Raw genomic sequence first — 18,073 nt, 5'->3', positions numbered from 1 at the left:
TCGACTCCTCCGGGAGGCGCTGGCTGCCCTGACGGCGAGGAACATACCCAGATCGAAGGTGCCTGGACATGTCCACTTGTCCGTCATACGGCCGCAACCACCCGTCCGCCACTGGATCGAATGCGTGTGACAGGGGATCACCCGTCCCCGTCTCCTTCACACCTCGAACCGGGCATGACCTTTGCATGACATAACGCGCTCATCTGAGCTGCGATTGCGACTTCTGAGTTCACCTCTCGAACACGGAAGGGATGACACCCAGTGCCACCCCTTCCGAAGATGCAGACACACCCCAACCGCTCGTCTGAGCGAAGGATCAATCAGACGTGTCGAGAATCACGCCCTCCAACCAAGGACCGGACCTCCTCGAACAGGGCGTCGCGGTCGGGTCCGTACGCACGCGCGGCGGCGTACAGCGCGTCGACGGCCGCCCGGAGCGGGTCCGAGCAACTCGCCGCCACCAGCAGGGTCCTCAGAGCCATGTTCGCGGCCGGGGCGGGAGAGCCCCTCAAGGGCTTGAGAACCAAGGTCGGCGGCACCCGCTCGTCGGTGAACAGAAACTCCCGCAACCCGGCCATGTCGTCGAACGGCGGCGCCAACTCCCGTCCCCGGTCAAGGGCTTCGAGGGTGGGCGCGATCCAGTCCAGGTCGGCGAGACCGGCCACCGTACAGGCACGGCGTGCCGCCAGCCCGACGACGGCGCGCTGGATGTCCGGGCCCGCCTCGTCCAACTCGTGCACGAGAAGGCCGTCGAGCTTGATCATCTTCGATACATCGCCACCGCACGCGCGCAGCCGGTCGCTCGGCAGTCGGCCACCCCAGCTCCGCGTCTCCGCCTCGACGCGCCCGCGCTCGTATTCCAGCTCGGCCAGACGCTCCTCCTCCGCCACCTCCTCGGGCGTCGGCGGCGGGGGCAACTCCCGTGCCCAGTTGTGCCAGTTGGCGGCGTGGGCGCTGGTCTGCCTCACGACGCGGGCCGGTGACGGCGGGCACGGCCAGAACTGGAGCAGGTAGTGGTCCACCGGATCCGGGGACTGGCAGCTCTCGGGGTCTCTCGCCTCGCCCATCCCCCGTGCGCTGTACCGGACGCGGTAATCGATCTGTTCGAGGTCCAGCTCCCAGGACTCGCCTCCTGCCCACTCCTGGAGCCAAGGACGGGCCAGCGGTCTGAACGGAACCTCCACGGCCTCCTCCCAGAGAGACAGAAGCGGCGGCTGCTCCTCGTGCAGTTCGACGGTGAGTCCGACGCGGCCCGTGTGCCGCCCAGTCACCAGGAAGAGGCAGCCGGGGGTCGCTCCCCCGCACAGCCCCGCCTCCTGTCCCGCGAACGCGTCATGGAGGTCGTAGCCGTAGTCCCCCTTGCCGCTCACCACGTACATCTGCGCGTACTCGACCCGCACCTCGCCGGACAGCAGTGTTTCCATCAACGCCCCACCCCGTCGCCCCACTCGCCGAAACGGCCCGACAACGGATCATGCCCCACGGCACTGACAACGGCGGGGACTCCGCCCCCGCCTCAGCCGCCCGAGGTGTCCAGTTCCGCGTCCGCCCCGATGCCCGCGCAGTCGTACGGGTCCTTCAGCCAGCCGTCCGGCAGGACCACGCGGTTGTTGCCCGATGTCCGGCCGCGCGGGCCGTCGGCGCCGTCCGGCCAGGGCTGGTCCAGGTTCAACTCGCCCAGCAGCGCGTCCAGTTCGGCCAGCGACGAGGTGATCGCCAGCTTCTTGCGCAGCTCGGAGCCGACCGAGAAGCCCTTCAGATACCAGGCCACGTGCTTACGGAAGTCGATCACCCCGCGCGCCTCGTCACCGATCCACTCCCCCAGCAGCTCCGCGTGCCGCCGCATCACACGGGCGACCTCGCGCAGCGCGGGCCGGGCAAGCTCCCCCGTACCCTCGAACGCCGCGACCAGATCGCCGAAGATCCACGGCCGGCCCAGGCAGCCGCGCCCCACGACCACACCGTCGCAGCCGGTCTCGCGGACCATCCGCAGCGCATCGTCCGCCGACCAGATGTCGCCGTTGCCGAGGACAGGGATCTCGGGGACATGGGCCTTGAGGCGGGCGATGGCGTCCCAGTCGGCGGTACCGCCGTAGTGCTGGGCAGCCGTTCTGCCGTGCAGGGCGATCGCCGTGACGCCCTCGTCGACGGCGATACGGCCCGCGTCCAGGTAGGTCAGGTGGTCGTCGTCGATGCCCTTGCGCATCTTCATGGTGACCGGCAGGTCCCCGGCGTTCGACACGGCCTCGTGCAGGATCGCGCGCAGCAGGGGCCGTTTGTACGGGAGGGCCGAGCCGCCGCCCTTGCGGGTGACCTTGGGGACGGGGCAGCCGAAGTTCAGGTCGATGTGGTCGGCCAGGCCCTCGTCCGCGATCATGCGGACGGCCTTGCCGACGGTGACCGGGTCGACCCCGTACAGCTGGATCGAGCGCGGCGTCTCGGTCGCGTCGAAGCGGATGAGCTGCATCGTCTTCTCGTTGCGCTCGACCAGCGCCCGCGTGGTGATCATCTCGCTGACGAACAGCCCCTTGCCGCCCGAGAACTCCCGGCACAGCGTCCGGAACGGGGCGTTGGTGATCCCGGCCATCGGCGCGAGCACCACCGGCGGGCGCACGGGGTACGGGCCGACGGCGAGCGTGCCGGGCGGTGCGGGGGACGGGGCGAGCGGAGCGGTCATCCGTCCATTGTCGCGCATGGCGGTGGACGGGCCTTCGGGCGCCGCACTTACCATCGCCCCATGCCAGCTCCCCAGCCGAAGTCCTCGCCGGAGCCGCCGAAAGAAGCCGCGCCGGAGTGCGGACCCCGTAGACGCATGGTGATTCTGGGGACCTGCTGCATGAGTCTGCTGATCGTCAGTCTCGACAACACCGTGCTGAACGTCGCGCTGCCGTCCATGCAGAAGGAACTGCACACCACGGTCGCCGGTATGCAGTGGACCATCGACGCGTACACCCTGGTCATCGCCTCACTACTGATGCTCGCGGGCTCCACGGCCGACCGCATCGGCCGGCGGCGGGTCTTCAAGACCGGACTGGTGATCTTCACGCTCGGCTCGCTGCTGTGCTCGCTCGCGCCGAATCTGGAGTCGCTCGTCGCGTTCCGGACGGTGCAGGCCGTCGGCGGTTCGATGCTCAACCCGGTCGCGATGTCGATCATCACCAACACCTTCACCGATCCCCGTGAGCGCGCCCGCGCGATCGGGGTCTGGGGCGGGGTCGTCGGGATCTCGATGGCGGCCGGGCCACTGATCGGCGGGCTGTTGGTGGAGACGGTCGGCTGGCGCGCGATCTTCCTGATCAATCTGCCGGTCGGGGTCGCGGCGTTCCTGCTGACCTGGCGGTACGTCCCCGAGTCCCGCGCCGCCAAGCCGCGCCGCCCCGACCCGGTGGGCCAGCTGCTGGTCATGGCCACGCTCGGCGCGCTGACGTACGCCATCATCGAGGCCCCGGCGGCCGGCTGGACGTCGCCACTGATCCTGTCCTTCGTCGGGGTCACGGTGTGCGCCCTGACGGGGCTGATCCTGTACGAACCGAGGCGCCAGGAACCCCTGATCGATCTGCGCTTCTTCCGCAGCGCGCCGTTCAGCGGGGCGACGGTCATCGCCGTGTGCGCGTTCGGCGCCCTCGGTGGCTTCCTGTTCATGAACACGCTCTATCTGCAGAACGTACGGGATCTCTCCGCCCTGGACGCCGGTCTCTACATGCTGCCGATGGCGGCGATGGCCTTCGTGTGCGCACCGCTGTCGGGGCGGCTGGTCGGCTCGCGCGGGCCACGTATCCCGCTGCTGGGGGCGGGCGTGACCCTCGCGGCGAGCGGGCTGCTGTTCGCGGTCTTCGCGGCGGAGACACACCTGGCGCTGCTGTTCGCCGGCTATGTGCTGTTCGGCATCGGCTTCGGCCTGGTCAACGCCCCGATCACCAACACGGCGGTGGCCGGGATGCCGCTGGCCCAGTCGGGGGTGGCCGCCGCCGTCGCGTCGACGAGCCGGCAGATCGGGCAGACGCTGGGGGTCGCGGTGATCGGCGCGGTCCTGGCGACGGGCGCGGCGTCGGCCACGCACCGGGGCGGCATCGACGAGGCGGCCTTCGCCGACGCGAGCCGGCCCGCCTGGTGGATCATCACCGGGCTCGGTCTGTCCGTGCTGGTGGTCGGCGCGCTGACCAGCGGGGAGTGGGCACGGGGTACGGCGCGCCGCAACGCGCGGCGACTGGAACCGGCGTCGGTGCCGGGCTCACCGGACTCCATGATCTGAGGCGCCTGGGCACAACTTACAGAGATATCTCTGCGAAGACTCCTATGCAGAGAAGTCTCTGCATCATACGATGCCGCCATGCCCGACGCACCCGAGACGCCCTCCGCACAGCCGCCCGCCCGGCCCACCCGCCGTATCGACGCCCGCAGCCTGCGCGGGCTCGCCCACCCCCTGCGGATGAACATCCTCGAACTGCTCAGCCTGGACGGCCCGGCCACCGCCACCGGCCTCGCCGAGCGCCTCGGCGAGAACACCGGCACCGTCAGCTGGCATCTGCGTCATCTCGCCGAACACGGCTTCATCGAGGAAGAGACCGGACGCGGCACCAGGCGTGAGCGCTGGTGGCGCAGGACCGGCGTCCCGAACGAGCTGAACACCGCCGACTTCCGCGACGACCCTCGCAGCCGGGGAGCCCTCTCCGTCTATCTCCATGAGCTGGTGGGCCAGTACTTCAACCGGGTCACGGACTATCTGAACGAGGACTGGGACAACGAATGGCGGGCCGCCGGCACCGTCTCGGACTGGCACGACCTGCGGCTGACGCCGGACCAACTGCGCGCCATGAACGCGGAGTTGATGGCGGTCATCGCCCGCCACACACCCACCGCCCCGGACGCGGAGGCGGAGGCGGACCCCGAGGCCGTGCCCGTCGTCGTACAGCTCCAGTCCTTCCCCCGTAAGCGACGTGACGCCCCGTGAAACGCGAGAGACGCGAGAGACGCGGCGGCCTGCTGCGCCGCCACCATGACTTCCGGCTGCTGTGGATCGGCGAGACCGCGGGCAAGTTCGGTACGTCGGTGACCGGGGTCGCGATGCCGCTGATCGCCGTCTCCACCCTGGACGCGGGCACGTTCGAGGTCGGCCTGCTGACCGCCGCGACCTGGGCTCCCTGGCTGGTCGTCGGACTGCCGGTCGGTGCCTGGGTGGACCGGACGCGGCGCCGGCCGGTCATGCTGGCCGCCGCGGCGGTCTCGCTGGTGCTGTTCGCCGCCGTCCCGCTCGCCGCATCGGCCGGACTGCTGAGCGTCGGTCTGCTGGTGGGCGTCGCGCTGCTGACGGGCACGGCGGCCGTCTTCTTCCAGACCGCGTACACCTCCTATCTCCCCAGCATCCTCTCCCCCGCCGACCAGCCCGAGGGCAACGCCAAACTGCACGGCAGCGCGTCCGCCGCGCAGATCGCCGGGCTCGGATCGGGCGGTCTTATCGCGCAGCTGGCGGGCGCGGTCAACGGGATGTTCGCCAACGCGGCCACCTTCCTCGTATCGCTCCTGTGCCTGTCGCGCATCCGCCACCGCGAGCCGCGCGTCCCAAGAGCCGTACGGCGTCCCGGCGCGCTGGCCGCCGAGGTCGGCGAAGGTCTGCGGCTGGTCGCGCGGGACCCGTGGCTCCGTACGCTGACGCTCTTCGGCGCCGCGTCCAACCTGGCCCTGATGGGGTATCAGTCGATCCTCGTGGTCTTCCTGGTACGGACCGTCGGCCTGGACCCGGGCCCGGTCGGCGGCCTCGTCGCCGCGGCCGGTACGGGCGGCGTGGCCGGGGCCTTCATGGCGCGCCGGGTCGCGGCACGGGTGGGTACCGCACGCGCCACGCTGGTCTTCGAGCTGGGCCTCGCGGTGTTCGCGCTGCTCATCCCACTGACCGTCGGCGGGGCCGGGGTGCTGTTCTACGTGGCGGGCGGATTCTGCGTCGCCGCAGGCGTGGTGGCGGGCAACATCATCAAGGCGGGCTTCCAGCAGCGCTACTGCCCGCCGGAACTCCTCGGCCGCCTCACCGCGAGCACGGCCTTCCTCAACTACGGCACCATCCCGCTCGGCGCGCTGCTGGGCGGCACCCTCGGGACGGTGCTCGGTATCCGTACGGCGATGTGGATCACCACCGCGGGTGTGCCGCTCGCCGCGCTGATCCTGCTCTTCTCACCGGTCGGCCGGACGAGGGACCTGCCGGCGTCGCCGCTCGGCGTGACGCCGGTGCCGGTACCGGTGGCGCGCGAGGCGGGGTGAGGCAGGTGGCAACGGCCCGGAACACCGAGGTGTTCCGGGCCGTCGGCGCTCGGTCAGAAGCGGTGCGTCAGGACTGGGCGGCGGGCCCGTCCGTCGTGTCAGCCGCGGTGTCAGCCGTGCCGGTCGCGCCGGTCGTGTCCGTGGTGCCCTCTTCGTCGGACTCCGTACCGGTCGCCCGCTCGCGCATCTTGCGCAGCAGCTCCTGCTTCTTGTCCTCGGCGACCTTGCGGTCGGCGTTCCGGGTGGGGCCGTTGCCCTGCTGTTCGGCACGGGACAGCTTCTTACGCTGTCCGCCCACGCCGAGAAGGTTGTTCCGGCTCTTTGCCACGGGTTCTCCCGAATTGGTGAAGGCGAAGTGATCTGCGGATTCGTCTGGTGAGAGGCGGACCGTGACCGCCGCTTTCTCACTCGTAGATCTGGAAGAACATGCCCGTGACGCTACCACCGGGCGGATGACGCCCGTCACCTGTTTTCCGCGGGCCGAGGCGGCTGTCAGCTGTTGCTGCCCGTCACCGTCGGGTCCACGGTCGCCTGGTGCGCCTCGGTGAGATGTTCCTCCGCCTTGAGCCACGGCAGGAACTGCGCGTTCTTCTTCCAGCCGCAGCTGTCGCAGGTCAACGCCCGCTGCATGCCCGCCTTCTGGACACGGACGACATGCTCTCGGCCGTGCTGGTCCCATCGGCTTACTTTGCTGCTGGTCGTGGGCGGCATGGGTGCCTCCTGTTGACGAATGCGGCCACTGAGCAGTCTGCGACGAAGCCCCCGGCTCCGTCACGGAACCGGGGGCTTCGAGCCACGACCGTAATCACACAGCCGCAATCACACGACCGTCGGATCAGCAGCCGAGCAGCCGCTCACCCAGGTAGCCCTGGATCTGGCTCAGCGAGACGCGCTCCTGCTTCATCGTGTCGCGCTCGCGCACCGTCACCGCGTCGTCGTCCAGCGTGTCGAAGTCGACAGTGACACAGAACGGCGTACCGATCTCGTCCTGCCTGCGGTAACGGCGGCCGATCGCGCCCGCGTCGTCGAACTCGATGTTCCAGTTCTTCCGCAGGTCCGCCGAGAGCCCCTTCGCCTTCGGCGACAGCTGCGGGTTGCGCGACAGCGGCAGCACCGCGACCTTCACCGGCGCCAGGCGCGGGTCGAGCCGCATCACGGTGCGCTTCTCCAGCACCCCCTTCGCGTTCGGCGCCTCGTCCTCGTTGTACGCGTCGAGGAGGAAGGCCAGCATCGCGCGGCCGACGCCGGCGGCGGGCTCGATGACGTACGGAGTCCAGCGCTCACCGGCCTCCTGGTCGAAGTACGACAGGTCGTGGCCCGACGCCTTGGAGTGCGCGGTGAGGTCGAAGTCCGTGCGGTTCGCGACGCCTTCGAGCTCGCCCCACTCCGAGCCGCCGAAGCTGAAGCGGTACTCGATGTCGGCGGTGCGCTTGGAGTAGTGGGAGAGCTTCTCCTTCGGGTGCTCGAACCAGCGCATGTTCTCCTCGCGCAGGCCCAGGTCCCGGTACCAGTTCCAGCGCTGCTCCATCCAGTAGTCCTGCCACGTCTCGTCCTCGCCGGGCTTGACGAAGAATTCCATCTCCATCTGCTCGAACTCGCGCGTGCGGAAGATGAAGTTGCCGGGCGTGATCTCGTTACGGAAGGACTTGCCCATCTGTGCGATGCCGAACGGCGGCTTCTTGCGCGACGTCTGCTGCACCTGGGCGAAGTTGGTGAAGATGCCCTGGGCGGTCTCGGGGCGCAGATACGCGACCGAACCGGAGTCCTGCGTCGGGCCGAGGTGGGTGGAGAGCAGCCCGGAGAAGGACTTGGGCTCGGTGAAGGTGCCCTTGTTGCCGCAGTTGGGGCAGTTGATGTCCTTGAGGCCGTTGGCAGGCGCCTTGCCGTGCTTCTCCTCGTACGCCTCCTCCAAGTGGTCGGCGCGGTAACGCTTGTGACAGGAGGTGCACTCGGTGAGCGGGTCGGTGAACGTGGCGACATGGCCCGAGGCCTCCCAGACCTCGGAGGCCAGGATCACCGACGAGTCGAGACCGACAACGTCCTCGCGCGAAGTGACCATGTAACGCCACCACTGGCGCTTGATGTTCTCCTTCAGCTCGACCCCGAGCGGCCCGTAGTCCCAGGCGGCACGCTGCCCGCCGTAGATCTCGCTGCACGGGTAGACGAAGCCACGGCGCTTGCTCAGGTTGACGATGCTGTCGATCTTGTCGGCGGCCACGGTGCTCTCTTCATTACGACGACGAACGGCGAATGCTTCAGATTAGCGGCGGGCGCACCCCCTGTATCAAATCGGTGTCCCGCGGTGGCCCTCACCACCCCTTGTTGACAATCGTTTCCAATTTTGTTGAAAATGACTGTCATGAACGTACGACGCCTCATACCCACCGCCGCGCTCGCCGGGTCCGTCACCCTCGGTCTGGTCGCGCTGTCCGCGTGCTCCCCCTCCGACGCGGCCGACAGCGCGGGCGGCGGTGCCGGGAAGAGCGACGGGAAGCTCGCCGTCGTGGCGTCGTTCTATCCGATGCAGTACCTGGCCGAGGAGATAGGCGGGACCCACGTCGACGTCTCCACCCTCACCAAGCCGGGCGTCGAGCCGCACGACCTGGAGCTGGGGACCCGGCAGGCCGCCCAGCTCGGCGAGGCCGACTACATCCTCTACCTCAAGGGGCTTCAGCCCGCCGTCGACGAAGCCGTCACCGCCGCGGGCGTGCGGAACACCGTCGACGCCGCGACCCTCACGACGCTGGAGAAGCACGGCTCGGGGGTCGGCCACTCCCACGGCGACGAGCACGGCGACGAGCACGCCGACGAGGGGCACGCCGAGGAGGAGCCCGCCCACGAGGGCGAGGCCGGCACCGACCCGCACATCTGGCTCGACCCCGTGAAGTACGCCGAGGTCGCCAAGGGCGTCGGCGCCTCGCTGGAGAAGGCCGACCCGGACAACGCCGCCGCGTACCGGAAGAACACCACCGCCCTGGTCGAACGGCTCACCACCCTCGACACCGCCTTCGAGCAGGGCCTCGCCGACACCTCCACCAAGACCTTCATCACCACCCACTCGGCCTTCGGTTATCTCGCCGAGCGCTACGGCCTGACCCAGGAGTCCATCTCCGGCATCTCCCCCGAGTCCGAGCCCAGCCCGGCACGGATCAAGGAGCTGCGCTCCATCGCGGCCGAGGACAAGGTCGGCACGGTCTTCTTCGAAACGCTCGTCAGCGACAGGACGGCGAAGACCCTCGCCACCGACAGCGGTCTGAGGACGGACGTCCTGGACCCCGTCGAGGGAATCACGAAGAAGTCCAAGGGCGCTGACTACATCGAGGTCATGGAGTCCAACCTCGCCGCGCTGGAGAAGGCCCTCGGCGCGAAGTGAACGAGCAGCCGACCGCAGCAACGGAGGTACGGGACGTGACGACGACGAACACCGGCCGGACAGAGACAGAGCCGTCCGAACAGGACGCCACGCCCCCTGCCGTCCTGTCGCTGCGCGGCGCCACCGCCACGCTCGGCTCCCGCCCCGTCCTGCGCGGCATCGACCTCTCCCTGCGGCGCGGCGAAGTCGTCGCGCTGCTCGGCGCCAACGGCTCGGGCAAGTCCACCGCCGTACGCTCCGTGATCGGCCAAGTCCCGCTCACCGGCGGCGAGGTGACCCTCTTCGGCACCCCGCTGCGGCGCTTCCGCGACTGGGCGCGCGTCGGGTACGTACCGCAGCGCACGACGGCCGCGAGCGGTGTGCCCGCGACCGTCCGCGAGGTCGTCGCCTCGGGGCGGCTGGCGCGCACCGGGCTGCTGCGGTGGCCCTCCAAGGCCGACCGGGCCGCCGTCCGGCACGCCATCGAGCTGGTCGGGCTCACGGACCGGGCGAAGGACGCGGTCGGCGCGCTCTCCGGCGGCCAGCACCAGCGGGTGCTCATCGCGCGCGCCCTCGCCGCCGAACCCGAACTGCTGATCATGGACGAGCCGATGGCGGGCGTCGACCTGGCCAGCCAGGAGATCCTGGCGGCCACGCTGCGTGACCAGGTGGCGGCCGGTACGACCGTGCTGCTCGTCCTGCACGAGCTGGGCCCGCTGGAGCCGCTGATCGACCGCGCGGTGGTGCTGCGCGACGGCCGCGTGACGCACGACGGCCCGCCGCCGAAGGCCGTGGGGCAGCACGCGCTGCCCGGCCACGACCCCGAGCTTCTGACCAATCAAGGCTGTCACCCGCACGCGGCTGGCGAGCCGCTCCGTACAGGACTGCTGACCTGATCATGGAAATCCTTGAGACCGCCCTCATGCAGCGTGCCCTGATCGCGGCCGTCCTGGTCGGCGTCATCGCGCCCGCCGTCGGCATCTATCTCGTCCAGCGGCGCCAGGCCCTGATGGGCGACGGCATCGGCCATGTCGCCATGACCGGTGTCGGTCTGGGCTTCCTGCTCTCCACCAGCCCGGTGTGGATGGCGACGCTCGTGGCGATCGTCGGCTCCATCGCGATGGAGCTGATCCGCGCGTACGGCCGCACCCGCGGCGACATCGCGCTGGCCATGCTCTTCTACGGCGGTATGGCGGGCGGTGTGCTGCTGATCAATCTCTCGCCGACCGGTTCCAACGCCAATCTCAGCTCGTATCTCTTCGGCTCGCTGTCCACCGTCTCCGAAGCCGATCTGGACGCGATCTGGCTCCTGGCGGCGCTGGTGGTGCTGGTCACCGTGGGGCTGCGGCGGCAGCTGTTCGCCGTCAGCCAGGACGAGGAGTTCGCGCGGGTCACCGGGCTGCCGGTGCGCGCGCTGAACCTGCTCGTCGCCGTCACGGCCGCCGTGACCGTCACCGTGGCGATGCGGGTCGTGGGCCTGCTGCTGGTCAGCGCGCTGATGGTGGTGCCGGTCGCCGCCGCGCAGCAGATCAGCCGGTCCTTCGCCGCCACCTTCGTACTGGCGGTGGTGATCGGTACGGCGGTCACGCTGGCCGGCACGGTCACCTCGTACTACCAGGACGTACCGCCGGGAGCGACAATTGTGTTGCTGGCGATCGGCGTCTTCCTCCTTCTGACCGCGCTCGCGACGCCGCTGGCGAGACGCCGGACACGGACATTGAGGTCGGCGGAGGGCGAACGGCCCACGGCTGAAGCGGACGGTGCGGCGCTTCCCGCCATGCGGGAGCCGTCGGACGAGGCCAGGGTCTGACGCGAGCTGGCAGAATGGCCCGGCAGACGAGCGATTCCGGGCAGAAGTATGGGAGGCACCCGTGACGACAGCGCCTGGCGGTGGGGCGAGCACCGCCCCTGTACGCGGCCGATCGACCCGGCAGCGCGCCGCGGTGGCCGCCGCGCTGAACGAGGTGGACGAGTTCCGCAGCGCGCAGGAGCTTCACGACATGCTGAAGCACCGCGGCGACTCGGTCGGTCTGACGACGGTCTACCGCACGCTCCAGTCGCTCGCCGACGCGGGCGACGTCGACGTGCTGCGCACGAACGACGGGGAGTCCGTCTACCGGCGCTGCTCGACCGGTGATCACCACCACCATCTGGTGTGCCGGGTGTGCGGCAAGGCCGTCGAGGTCGAGGGTCCGGCGGTCGAGCAGTGGGCCGAGACGATCGCGGCCGAGCACGGTTTCGTGGCCGTGGCGCACACGGTGGAGGTCTTCGGGACCTGTGCGGAGTGCGCGAGCGGGAAGGGCCCGGGTGCGGGGGCGGGTACGCCGGACCGGCAGGACCGGCAGGACCTGCAGGACCCGTCCGGCCGGTGAGGTGACCGCCGGTGGGGTCGGCCGGCCGGCCGACCCGCCCCGTACTCCTCCCCTCACACCCCCTTGCGCCCGCTCAACCCACCCGACTTGTCCGACAGATTGGGCAGCGCTCCGCCGAACCGGCGGTCCCGCTGCGCGAATTCGAGACACGCCCGCCACAGGTCCCGCCGGTCGAAGTCCGGCCAGAGCACGTCCTGGAACACCATCTCGGCGTAACTGCTCTGCCAGATCAGGTAGTTGGACGTGCGCTGCTCACCGCTCGGCCGCAGGAAGAGATCCACGTCGGGCATGTCCGGGTAGTACAGATACTTCGCGAAGGTCTTCTCGTTGACCTTGGACGGGTCGAGCTTGCCCGCCGCCACGTCCGCCGCGAGCGCCCGCGCCGCGTCCGCGATCTCCGCGCGGCCCCCGTAGTTGACACAGAAGTAGAGCGTCATGGCGTCGTTGTCGACGGTCTGCTCCTGCGCGACCTGAAGCTCCTGGACGACCGACTTCCACATCTTGGGCATCCGGCCGACCCAGCGGATCCGGATCCCGAGTTCGTTCATCTCGTCGCGCCGGCGCCGGATGACGTCGCGGTTGAAGTTCATCAGGAAGCGGACCTCGTCGGGCGTGCGCTTCCAGTTCTCGGTGGAGAAGGCGTACAGGGACAGGTTCTTGACGCCCATCTGCAGACAGCCCTTGAGCACATCCAGTACGACGCCCTCGCCGACCTTGTGGCCCTCGGTGCGCGGCAGGCCGCGCTCCTTGGCCCACCGGCCGTTGCCGTCCATGACGCACGCGACGTGCTTGGGCACCAGCTCGGCGGGGATCTCCGGCGGGACCGCACCGGACGGGTGCGGCTCGGGGACCTTGTACTCGCGGCGGGGCCGGCCCAGGATTCCGCGTCGTGCCATGCGCTCGTTTCTCCTAATTCTTCTCTACATATCTGAGTGAGCGCAGACCGCGCTCCAGATGCCAGTGCAGATACGCGGACACCAGCCCGCTGCCCTCCCGGACATGACGAGCCTCGCACGCGTCCGCCGTCCCCCAGTCCCCGGTCAGCAGCGCGCTGAGAAGCCCGACCGCCTCCGACGACGGTACGACGCTGCCCGGCACCCGGCATTCGGCGCATATGACTCCGCCCGCCGCGACCGAGAAGAACCGGTTGGGCCCGTCGAGGCCGCACTTCGCGCAGTCGTCGAAGCTGGGCGCGTAGCCGTTGACCGCGAGGGAGCGCAGCAGGAAGGCGTCGAGGATCAGATGCGGGGCGTGCTCCCCCCGCGCGAGCGTGCGCAGCCCGCCGACGAGGAGCAGATACTGCTGGACCGCGGGTTCGCCCTCGTGGTCGGTGAACCGCTCGGCGGTCTCCAGCATGGCCGTACCGGCCGTGTAGCGGGGGTAGTCGGTGACGATGGCGCCGCCGTACGGGGCGATGGTCTCGCTCTGCGTACAGAGCGGCAGCCCGCGTCCGACGAGGTCGCTGCCGCGTGAGAAGAACTGCACGTCCACATGGGAGAACGGCTCCAGCCTGGCGCCGAACTTGGACTTCGTACGGCGGACTCCGCGGGCGACGGCCCGGACGCGGCCGTGGCCACGGGTGAGGAACGTGATGATGCGGTCCGCCTCACCCAGCTTCTGGGTGCGCAGCACGATGCCGTCGTCGCGGAACAGGCTCATGGCGCCATTCTCCCGTACGGGGCGGGTGGGCGTATCAGCCGGGGGCCGCGGCCGTGAGCGGTGGATCACCGGGGGTCACCAGCCCCGACTCGTAGGCGATGATCACGAGTTGCGCCCGGTCCCGCGCCTGGAGCTTGCCCATGATGCGGCTCACATGCGTCTTGGCGGTCAGGGGGCTGAGGTCGAGCGAATCGGCGATCTCCGTGTTGGTGAGACCGCGCGCGACGAGGGCGAGCACCTGCCGTTCGCGGAGGGAGAGGCAGTCGGGGCCGGCGGCCGTCTCCGGGACGCGGCTGCGGGCGCTCAGTACGCGGGCGATCAGCCGGGCGGTCGGCCCCGGGGACAGCAGGGAGTCGCCGGCCGCCACGGTCCTGATGGCGGTGAGGAGTTCGGCGGGCCGGGTGTCCTTCACCAGAAACCCGGACGCGCCCGCGCGCAGCGCCTCCACGACGTGGTCGTCGGTGTCGTACGTGGTGAGGACCAGCACCTTGACGCCGGCGAGGTCGTCGGCGGCGGCGATCAGCCGGGTCGCCTCGATGCCGTCGGTGTCGGGCATCCGGATGTCCATGACGACAAGATCGGCCCGCACGGTACGGGCCAACTCGACGGCTTCCCGCCCGGTACCGGCCTGCCCCACGACCTCCATGTCGACGGCGGACTCGACGAGCATGGCGAAGGCGGCCCGAACGAGCCGCTGATCGTCGGCGAGCAGTACACGGATCACGAGGACTCCGATCGGGCGGGGGAATGGACGGGCCCGGCCGGAGGCGCGGCCCCTCCCGGTCCGGTCGGTCCGGAGAGATCCGCCTTCCCAGCGGGCACCGCATGCTCGGCGGGAGCCGCAGGCACGGTCGGGTGGGTGGGGTGGTCGCGGAGCGGGAGGGTTGCCGTCACCCTGAAGCCGTCGTCGTACGGGCCCGCTTCGAGCGTGCCTCCGACGCTGCGGGCACGTTCGCGCATGCCGACGATGCCGTAGCCCGGTTCGGCGGGCGGCTGCTTGGCGGCGAGCGCGCCGCCGTTGTCGGTCACCGTGACGTGCAGGGCCCCGCCGCGCGTCTCCACGCGTACCCGCACCCGTGGGGCGGGGCCTGCGTGCCGGACGGCGTTGGTGAGCGATTCCTGCACGATCCGGTACGTCGCCGCCTCGGCCACCGGCGGCACCCGTACGCCCTCCGTCCGCACCGACAGCTCCGTCTCGGCGCCCGCCGTCCGCGCGCTCTCCACGAGGCCGGACAGCGCGGCCAGGTCGGGCAGCGCCCCGCTCCAGTTCCCCTCATCGCCCTCGGCCGGACCGGCGGTGCGCAGCACCTCCAGCGTGGTGCGCAGTTCGGCGCGCGCCTCGCGGCAGGTGTCCGAAATGCCGTCGAGCGCCTGGGAGATGGCGGCCCGGTCCAGCCGGCCGGGGTCGACGGTCAGGACGTGGGACGCCACCGACGCCTGGACCCCGATGAGCGTGATGCTGTGGGCCAGCAGGTCGTGCAGGTCGCGCGCGATCCGCAGGCGTTCCTCGGCGACGCGCCGCGCGGCCTCCTCCTCGCGGGTCCGTTCGGCGCGTTCGGCGCGCTCCATGACCGCCGCGATGTACTGGCGGTAGACGCGTACGTCCATGCCGATGACGACGACCGCGATGATCCACCCTGACGTGCGGAACATCTCCAGGCCGCGGTCGGTGTTGATCAGGAACATCACCGTGAGCGTGAGAGCGACGGTGCCGACACCGAACAGCGCGGCGCGCAGCGGCGGGCCGGTGACGGCGACCGTGTAGAGGGCGACCATCGCGGCCGGTGTGGTGGCCGCGTGCGAGTAGTCCAGTGCGTGGTACGTGGCGACGAGGGCCACCATCACCAGCAGGACGGGCACCGGGTGGCGCCGCCGCCACACCAGGCATGTGGTGACAGCGGCGAACATCGCCCAGCCGAGGGCGTCGAGGGCCAGGCCGTCGCCGGGCACGCTGAGGGCGAGCACCGCGCCCACCAGGCCGACGACACAGGTGACCACCAGGTCCGTGCGCATTTGGTGCGGTGCGTCGAGCGGGTCGCGGTTGAGCACCGCGAAGACGCGTTCCCTGATTGGTCCTCTGCTGGAGGTCGTCGGCACAGGCCCATCCTCTCTCGTCGCCGTCCCGAACGGCCCGGTGCGGTACGGAACGGTGCGGTACGGCTCCCTCCCCCTCGGAGCCGTACCGCACCACGGGTCACACGTCGGCGCCGACCGTTTCCCGGTCCCGTACCTCCGGCACCGCCGGTCGCTTCGACAGCGCCCCCGGCCACCAGACCTTGCGGCCGAGCAGAACGCTCGCGCTCGTCACCAGATACGTGCGGACCAGGAAGGTGTCCAGCAGGACTCCGACGGCCACGAGGATGCCCATCTCGACGAGCATCACCAGTGGCAGCGAGGCCAGGACACCGAACGTCGCGGCCAGCACGACGCCGGCCGAGGCGATCACGCCGCCCGTGGTGCGCAGCGCGGTCAGCGCGGCGGCCTCGGGCTCAGCCCCCTTCAGGGCCTCCTCCCGCATCCGGTGCATCAGGAAGATTCCGTAGTCGACGCCGAGGGCGACAAGGAAGACGAACGAGAGCAGCGCGAGCCCCGGATCCATCCCGGCGAAGCCGAGCAGTGGCTCGAAGACCAGCCCGCCGATGCCCATCGCCGCGCCCCAGACGACCACGACGGCGACCACCAGCATCAGGGGTGCGACGAGGCTGCGCAGCAGGGCGATCAGGATGAGCAGGACCGCGACGACGACGAGGGGAATGACGTACAGCCGGTCTCTGGCGTTGGTGTCGGCCAGGTCCATCTGCTGGGCACTGGGCCCGCCGACGTATGTCCCGTCGTCGAGGGTGGACCGCAGCCGTTCGATGGTGGCCGTCTCCCCCGCCGACTCCGGCGCGTCCTTCGCGAAGACGGTGATCTCGGTCCAGCCGCCGCCGCTTCGGCCCTGTTCGGCCTCGGCCACGCCGGAGACGGAGCGGACGGTGTCGAGCGCCGCGTCGGCCTTTCCGTTCGGCGCCATGACGCTGATGGGCTGCGCGCTCTGCTCCGGGAAGGCGTCCGCCAGACGCGCCATGCCGACGATCGACTCGGGCCGGTCGATGAAACCGTCCTCCTGCTTGAGCGCGCCGGGAAGGTTCAGCACGCCGAGGGCGAGGGCACCGAGCACCACCAGACCGGTGGCGAGCACGGCGACCGGCTTGCGGGCGGCGGACGTGCCCATGGCGGCGAAGAAGGAGCGGCGCTGCTTGCCCTCACTGCCGTAGGCGGGGATCAGCGGCCAGAAGACGCGGCGGCCGAGCAGCACCAGGACGGCGGGGAGCAGCGTGAGCATCGCGATGAGCGCGCACACGACGCCGATGGCGGCGATCGGTCCCATTCCGCTGCTGCTGTTGAGGTCGGCGGCCATGAGGCACAGGAGTCCGGCGGCGACGGTGCCGGAGGAGGCCAGGACGGCAGGACCGCAGCTGCGGAGCGCGATGCGCATGGCGTCGTACGGCCGGGGTACGCGGCGCAGCTCCTCCCGGTAGCGGGCGACCAGCAGCAGCGCGTAGTCGGTGCCCGCGCCGAACACGAGCACCGTCATGATCGCCGAGCTCTGGCTGCTCACGACGGTGTCGAAGGCCTGGACCAGGCCGTAGACGACCGCCATGGAGCTGACGGCGGCGGCGCCGACGACGAACAGCGGCACGATCCACAGGAACGGGCTTCGGTAGGTGATGATCAGCAGGAAGGCCACGACCAGCACGGTCGCGATCATCAGGGTGCCGTCGATGGACTCGAAGACGGCCTCCATGTCGGACTGGACGGCGCCGGCTCCGGCGACCTCGATGTCGAGTCCGCTGCCGCCGCCCCCGCCGTCCTCGGTGGTGACGGCCCGTACGTCCTCGACGAAGGCGATCTGGGCGGCCTCCTTGTCGACGCCCGGCTCGTCGGGCACGGCGCTCGCGATCGGATACATCAGGACCGTGCCGTCCTCCGAGGGGATGCCCTTGGGCGCGGCGGTGAGCTTCTGCTCGGTCGCGACCCGCGCCAGTTGCTCCTCGGCGGTCGTCCGGTCGGCGGCGGTGAGCCCGTCGGCGCGGTGGTAGACGACGATCAGATCGGTCGTCTGACCGCCGGGCAGCTTCTGGCGGACCTTCTCCACATGGGTGGAGTCGGCGCTCGCCGGGAGATAGTCGACGGGCTCGTCGCGCTGTACGTCACCGAGTTTCCCCGCGAACAGGGCGGCCACGGCGATCACGACCAGCCACAGCCCCACCACCGCCCAGGGCAGCAGACGTCGACGCTTGATCTCGGGCCCCATCGCGGCCCCCCTTCCGTACAACTGGTCAGAGTCTGGTCTCACCCTCGGGCCGAGAGGGGGGCGGACGCGTCGCGCGCGAGGGCGAGATGAGGATTACCGCACCGGGAGGCGAACGGGCGGGATTACTCCCGCGGGAGTACG

At 70.3% G+C, this 18,073-nt stretch carries 16 protein-coding genes and 1 pseudogene; 7 read left to right on the top strand and 10 right to left on the bottom strand.

Translation table 11 applies throughout. The features are described from left to right. Window positions 1-320: 320 nt before the first annotated feature. Window positions 321-1,424: a hypothetical protein gene (locus ACIBLA_RS20530; protein WP_363245045.1), complete on the bottom strand. Its 1,104-nt coding sequence runs from the start codon at window positions 1,422-1,424 to the stop codon at window positions 321-323. 92 nt (window positions 1,425-1,516) lie between these two features. Continuing rightward, complete coding sequence (gene dusB, locus ACIBLA_RS20525; RefSeq protein ID WP_363245046.1) at window positions 1,517-2,695, bottom strand: tRNA dihydrouridine synthase DusB; 1,179 nt, start codon at window positions 2,693-2,695, stop codon at window positions 1,517-1,519. A gap of 117 nt (window positions 2,696-2,812) precedes the next feature. Here dusB and ACIBLA_RS20520 point away from each other — a divergent pair, with 117 nt between their 5' ends. From ACIBLA_RS20520 to ACIBLA_RS20510, 3 genes are all read left to right on the top strand, one after another. After that, the gene (locus tag ACIBLA_RS20520) at window positions 2,813-4,252 is read left to right on the top strand and encodes an MFS transporter (RefSeq protein WP_363245047.1); all 1,440 of its coding nucleotides are present in this window, start codon (window positions 2,813-2,815) and stop codon (window positions 4,250-4,252) included. A gap of 78 nt (window positions 4,253-4,330) precedes the next feature. Further along, window positions 4,331-4,951 (top strand): helix-turn-helix domain-containing protein, encoded by a 621-nt coding sequence (locus ACIBLA_RS20515; RefSeq protein WP_399199372.1) that lies wholly within the window; start codon window positions 4,331-4,333, stop codon window positions 4,949-4,951. After that, on the top strand, window positions 4,948-6,252 hold the full coding sequence (locus tag ACIBLA_RS20510) for an MFS transporter (RefSeq protein ID WP_399199371.1): 1,305 nt from the start codon (window positions 4,948-4,950) through the stop codon (window positions 6,250-6,252). Before ACIBLA_RS20515 ends, ACIBLA_RS20510 begins: the two co-directional genes overlap by 4 nt. Before the next feature lie 67 nt (window positions 6,253-6,319). On the opposite strand, the gene ACIBLA_RS20505 is transcribed toward ACIBLA_RS20510, so the two are convergent. The 3 genes from ACIBLA_RS20505 to ACIBLA_RS20495 form a co-directional block, all read right to left on the bottom strand. Further along, the gene (locus ACIBLA_RS20505; protein ID WP_363245051.1) at window positions 6,320-6,580 is read right to left on the bottom strand and encodes a DUF6243 family protein; all 261 of its coding nucleotides are present in this window, start codon (window positions 6,578-6,580) and stop codon (window positions 6,320-6,322) included. Window positions 6,581-6,744: 164 nt separating this feature from the next. Continuing rightward, on the bottom strand, window positions 6,745-6,963 hold the full coding sequence (locus tag ACIBLA_RS20500) for a hypothetical protein (protein ID WP_399199370.1): 219 nt from the start codon (window positions 6,961-6,963) through the stop codon (window positions 6,745-6,747). 124 nt (window positions 6,964-7,087) lie between these two features. Continuing rightward, a complete protein-coding gene (locus tag ACIBLA_RS20495) occupies window positions 7,088-8,470 on the bottom strand; it encodes a glycine--tRNA ligase (RefSeq protein WP_363245053.1) in 1,383 nt (460 codons plus the stop codon). 141 nt (window positions 8,471-8,611) lie between these two features. Here ACIBLA_RS20495 and ACIBLA_RS20490 point away from each other — a divergent pair, with 141 nt between their 5' ends. The 4 genes and pseudogenes from ACIBLA_RS20490 to ACIBLA_RS20475 all read left to right on the top strand — a co-directional run. After that, window positions 8,612-9,625: a metal ABC transporter substrate-binding protein gene (locus ACIBLA_RS20490; protein WP_363245054.1), complete on the top strand. Its 1,014-nt coding sequence runs from the start codon at window positions 8,612-8,614 to the stop codon at window positions 9,623-9,625. A gap of 104 nt (window positions 9,626-9,729) precedes the next feature. Continuing rightward, window positions 9,730-10,500 (top strand): metal ABC transporter ATP-binding protein, encoded by a 771-nt coding sequence (locus ACIBLA_RS20485; RefSeq protein ID WP_363245081.1) that lies wholly within the window; start codon window positions 9,730-9,732, stop codon window positions 10,498-10,500. Window positions 10,501-10,502: 2 nt separating this feature from the next. Beyond that, window positions 10,503-11,414 carry a metal ABC transporter permease gene (locus ACIBLA_RS20480; protein ID WP_399199369.1) on the top strand — a complete coding sequence of 304 codons (912 nt, stop codon included), beginning with the start codon at window positions 10,503-10,505 and terminating at the stop codon, window positions 11,412-11,414. 61 nt (window positions 11,415-11,475) lie between these two features. After that, window positions 11,476-11,904: pseudogene (locus ACIBLA_RS20475) on the top strand (Fur family transcriptional regulator); the annotation flags it as partial. A gap of 125 nt (window positions 11,905-12,029) precedes the next feature. On the opposite strand, the gene ACIBLA_RS20470 reads toward ACIBLA_RS20475, so the two are convergent. The 5 genes from ACIBLA_RS20470 to ACIBLA_RS20450 form a co-directional block, all read right to left on the bottom strand. Next, entirely contained in the window at window positions 12,030-12,872 is an 843-nt protein-coding gene (locus ACIBLA_RS20470; protein WP_363245057.1) for an isoprenyl transferase, read from the bottom strand. Between the two features lie 13 nt (window positions 12,873-12,885). Continuing rightward, the gene (gene recO, locus ACIBLA_RS20465) at window positions 12,886-13,635 is read right to left on the bottom strand and encodes a DNA repair protein RecO (protein WP_363245058.1); all 750 of its coding nucleotides are present in this window, start codon (window positions 13,633-13,635) and stop codon (window positions 12,886-12,888) included. Window positions 13,636-13,669: 34 nt separating this feature from the next. Next, window positions 13,670-14,305, bottom strand: coding sequence for a response regulator (locus ACIBLA_RS20460; RefSeq protein ID WP_399199449.1), 636 nt, complete (start codon window positions 14,303-14,305; stop codon window positions 13,670-13,672). 50 nt (window positions 14,306-14,355) lie between these two features. After that, window positions 14,356-15,732 (bottom strand): sensor histidine kinase, encoded by a 1,377-nt coding sequence (locus ACIBLA_RS20455; RefSeq protein WP_399199368.1) that lies wholly within the window; start codon window positions 15,730-15,732, stop codon window positions 14,356-14,358. Between the two features lie 97 nt (window positions 15,733-15,829). Next, window positions 15,830-17,932, bottom strand: a complete 2,103-nt coding sequence (locus tag ACIBLA_RS20450; protein ID WP_399199367.1) for an MMPL family transporter — start codon at window positions 17,930-17,932, stop codon at window positions 15,830-15,832. Window positions 17,933-18,073 lie beyond the last annotated feature (141 nt).

Origin of the sequence: Streptomyces sp. NPDC050433 (genome assembly GCF_044458565.1) — a bacterium.
GTDB lineage: Bacteria > Actinomycetota > Actinomycetes > Streptomycetales > Streptomycetaceae > Streptomyces.
The sequence above is the reverse complement of the archived record's forward strand: the minus strand, read 5'-3'. Positions and strand labels throughout refer to the sequence as shown.

Excerpts from the sequence above, each read along its gene's own strand:
- ACIBLA_RS20530 (WP_363245045.1), bottom strand. The coding sequence starts at position 1,424 with ATGGAAACACTGCTGTCCGGCGAGGTGCGGGTCGAGTACGCGCAGATG.
- dusB (WP_363245046.1), bottom strand. The coding sequence starts at position 2,695 with ATGCGCGACAATGGACGGATGACCGCTCCGCTCGCCCCGTCCCCCGCA.
- ACIBLA_RS20520 (WP_363245047.1), top strand. The coding sequence starts at position 2,813 with ATGGTGATTCTGGGGACCTGCTGCATGAGTCTGCTGATCGTCAGTCTC.
- ACIBLA_RS20515 (WP_399199372.1), top strand. The coding sequence starts at position 4,331 with ATGCCCGACGCACCCGAGACGCCCTCCGCACAGCCGCCCGCCCGGCCC.
- ACIBLA_RS20500 (WP_399199370.1), bottom strand. The coding sequence starts at position 6,963 with ATGCCGCCCACGACCAGCAGCAAAGTAAGCCGATGGGACCAGCACGGC.
- ACIBLA_RS20490 (WP_363245054.1), top strand. The coding sequence starts at position 8,612 with ATGAACGTACGACGCCTCATACCCACCGCCGCGCTCGCCGGGTCCGTC.
- ACIBLA_RS20480 (WP_399199369.1), top strand. The coding sequence starts at position 10,503 with ATGGAAATCCTTGAGACCGCCCTCATGCAGCGTGCCCTGATCGCGGCC.
- ACIBLA_RS20470 (WP_363245057.1), bottom strand. The coding sequence starts at position 12,872 with ATGGCACGACGCGGAATCCTGGGCCGGCCCCGCCGCGAGTACAAGGTC.
- recO (WP_363245058.1), bottom strand. The coding sequence starts at position 13,635 with ATGAGCCTGTTCCGCGACGACGGCATCGTGCTGCGCACCCAGAAGCTG.
- ACIBLA_RS20460 (WP_399199449.1), bottom strand. The coding sequence starts at position 14,305 with ATGCTCGTCGAGTCCGCCGTCGACATGGAGGTCGTGGGGCAGGCCGGT.
- ACIBLA_RS20450 (WP_399199367.1), bottom strand. The coding sequence starts at position 17,932 with ATGGGGCCCGAGATCAAGCGTCGACGTCTGCTGCCCTGGGCGGTGGTG.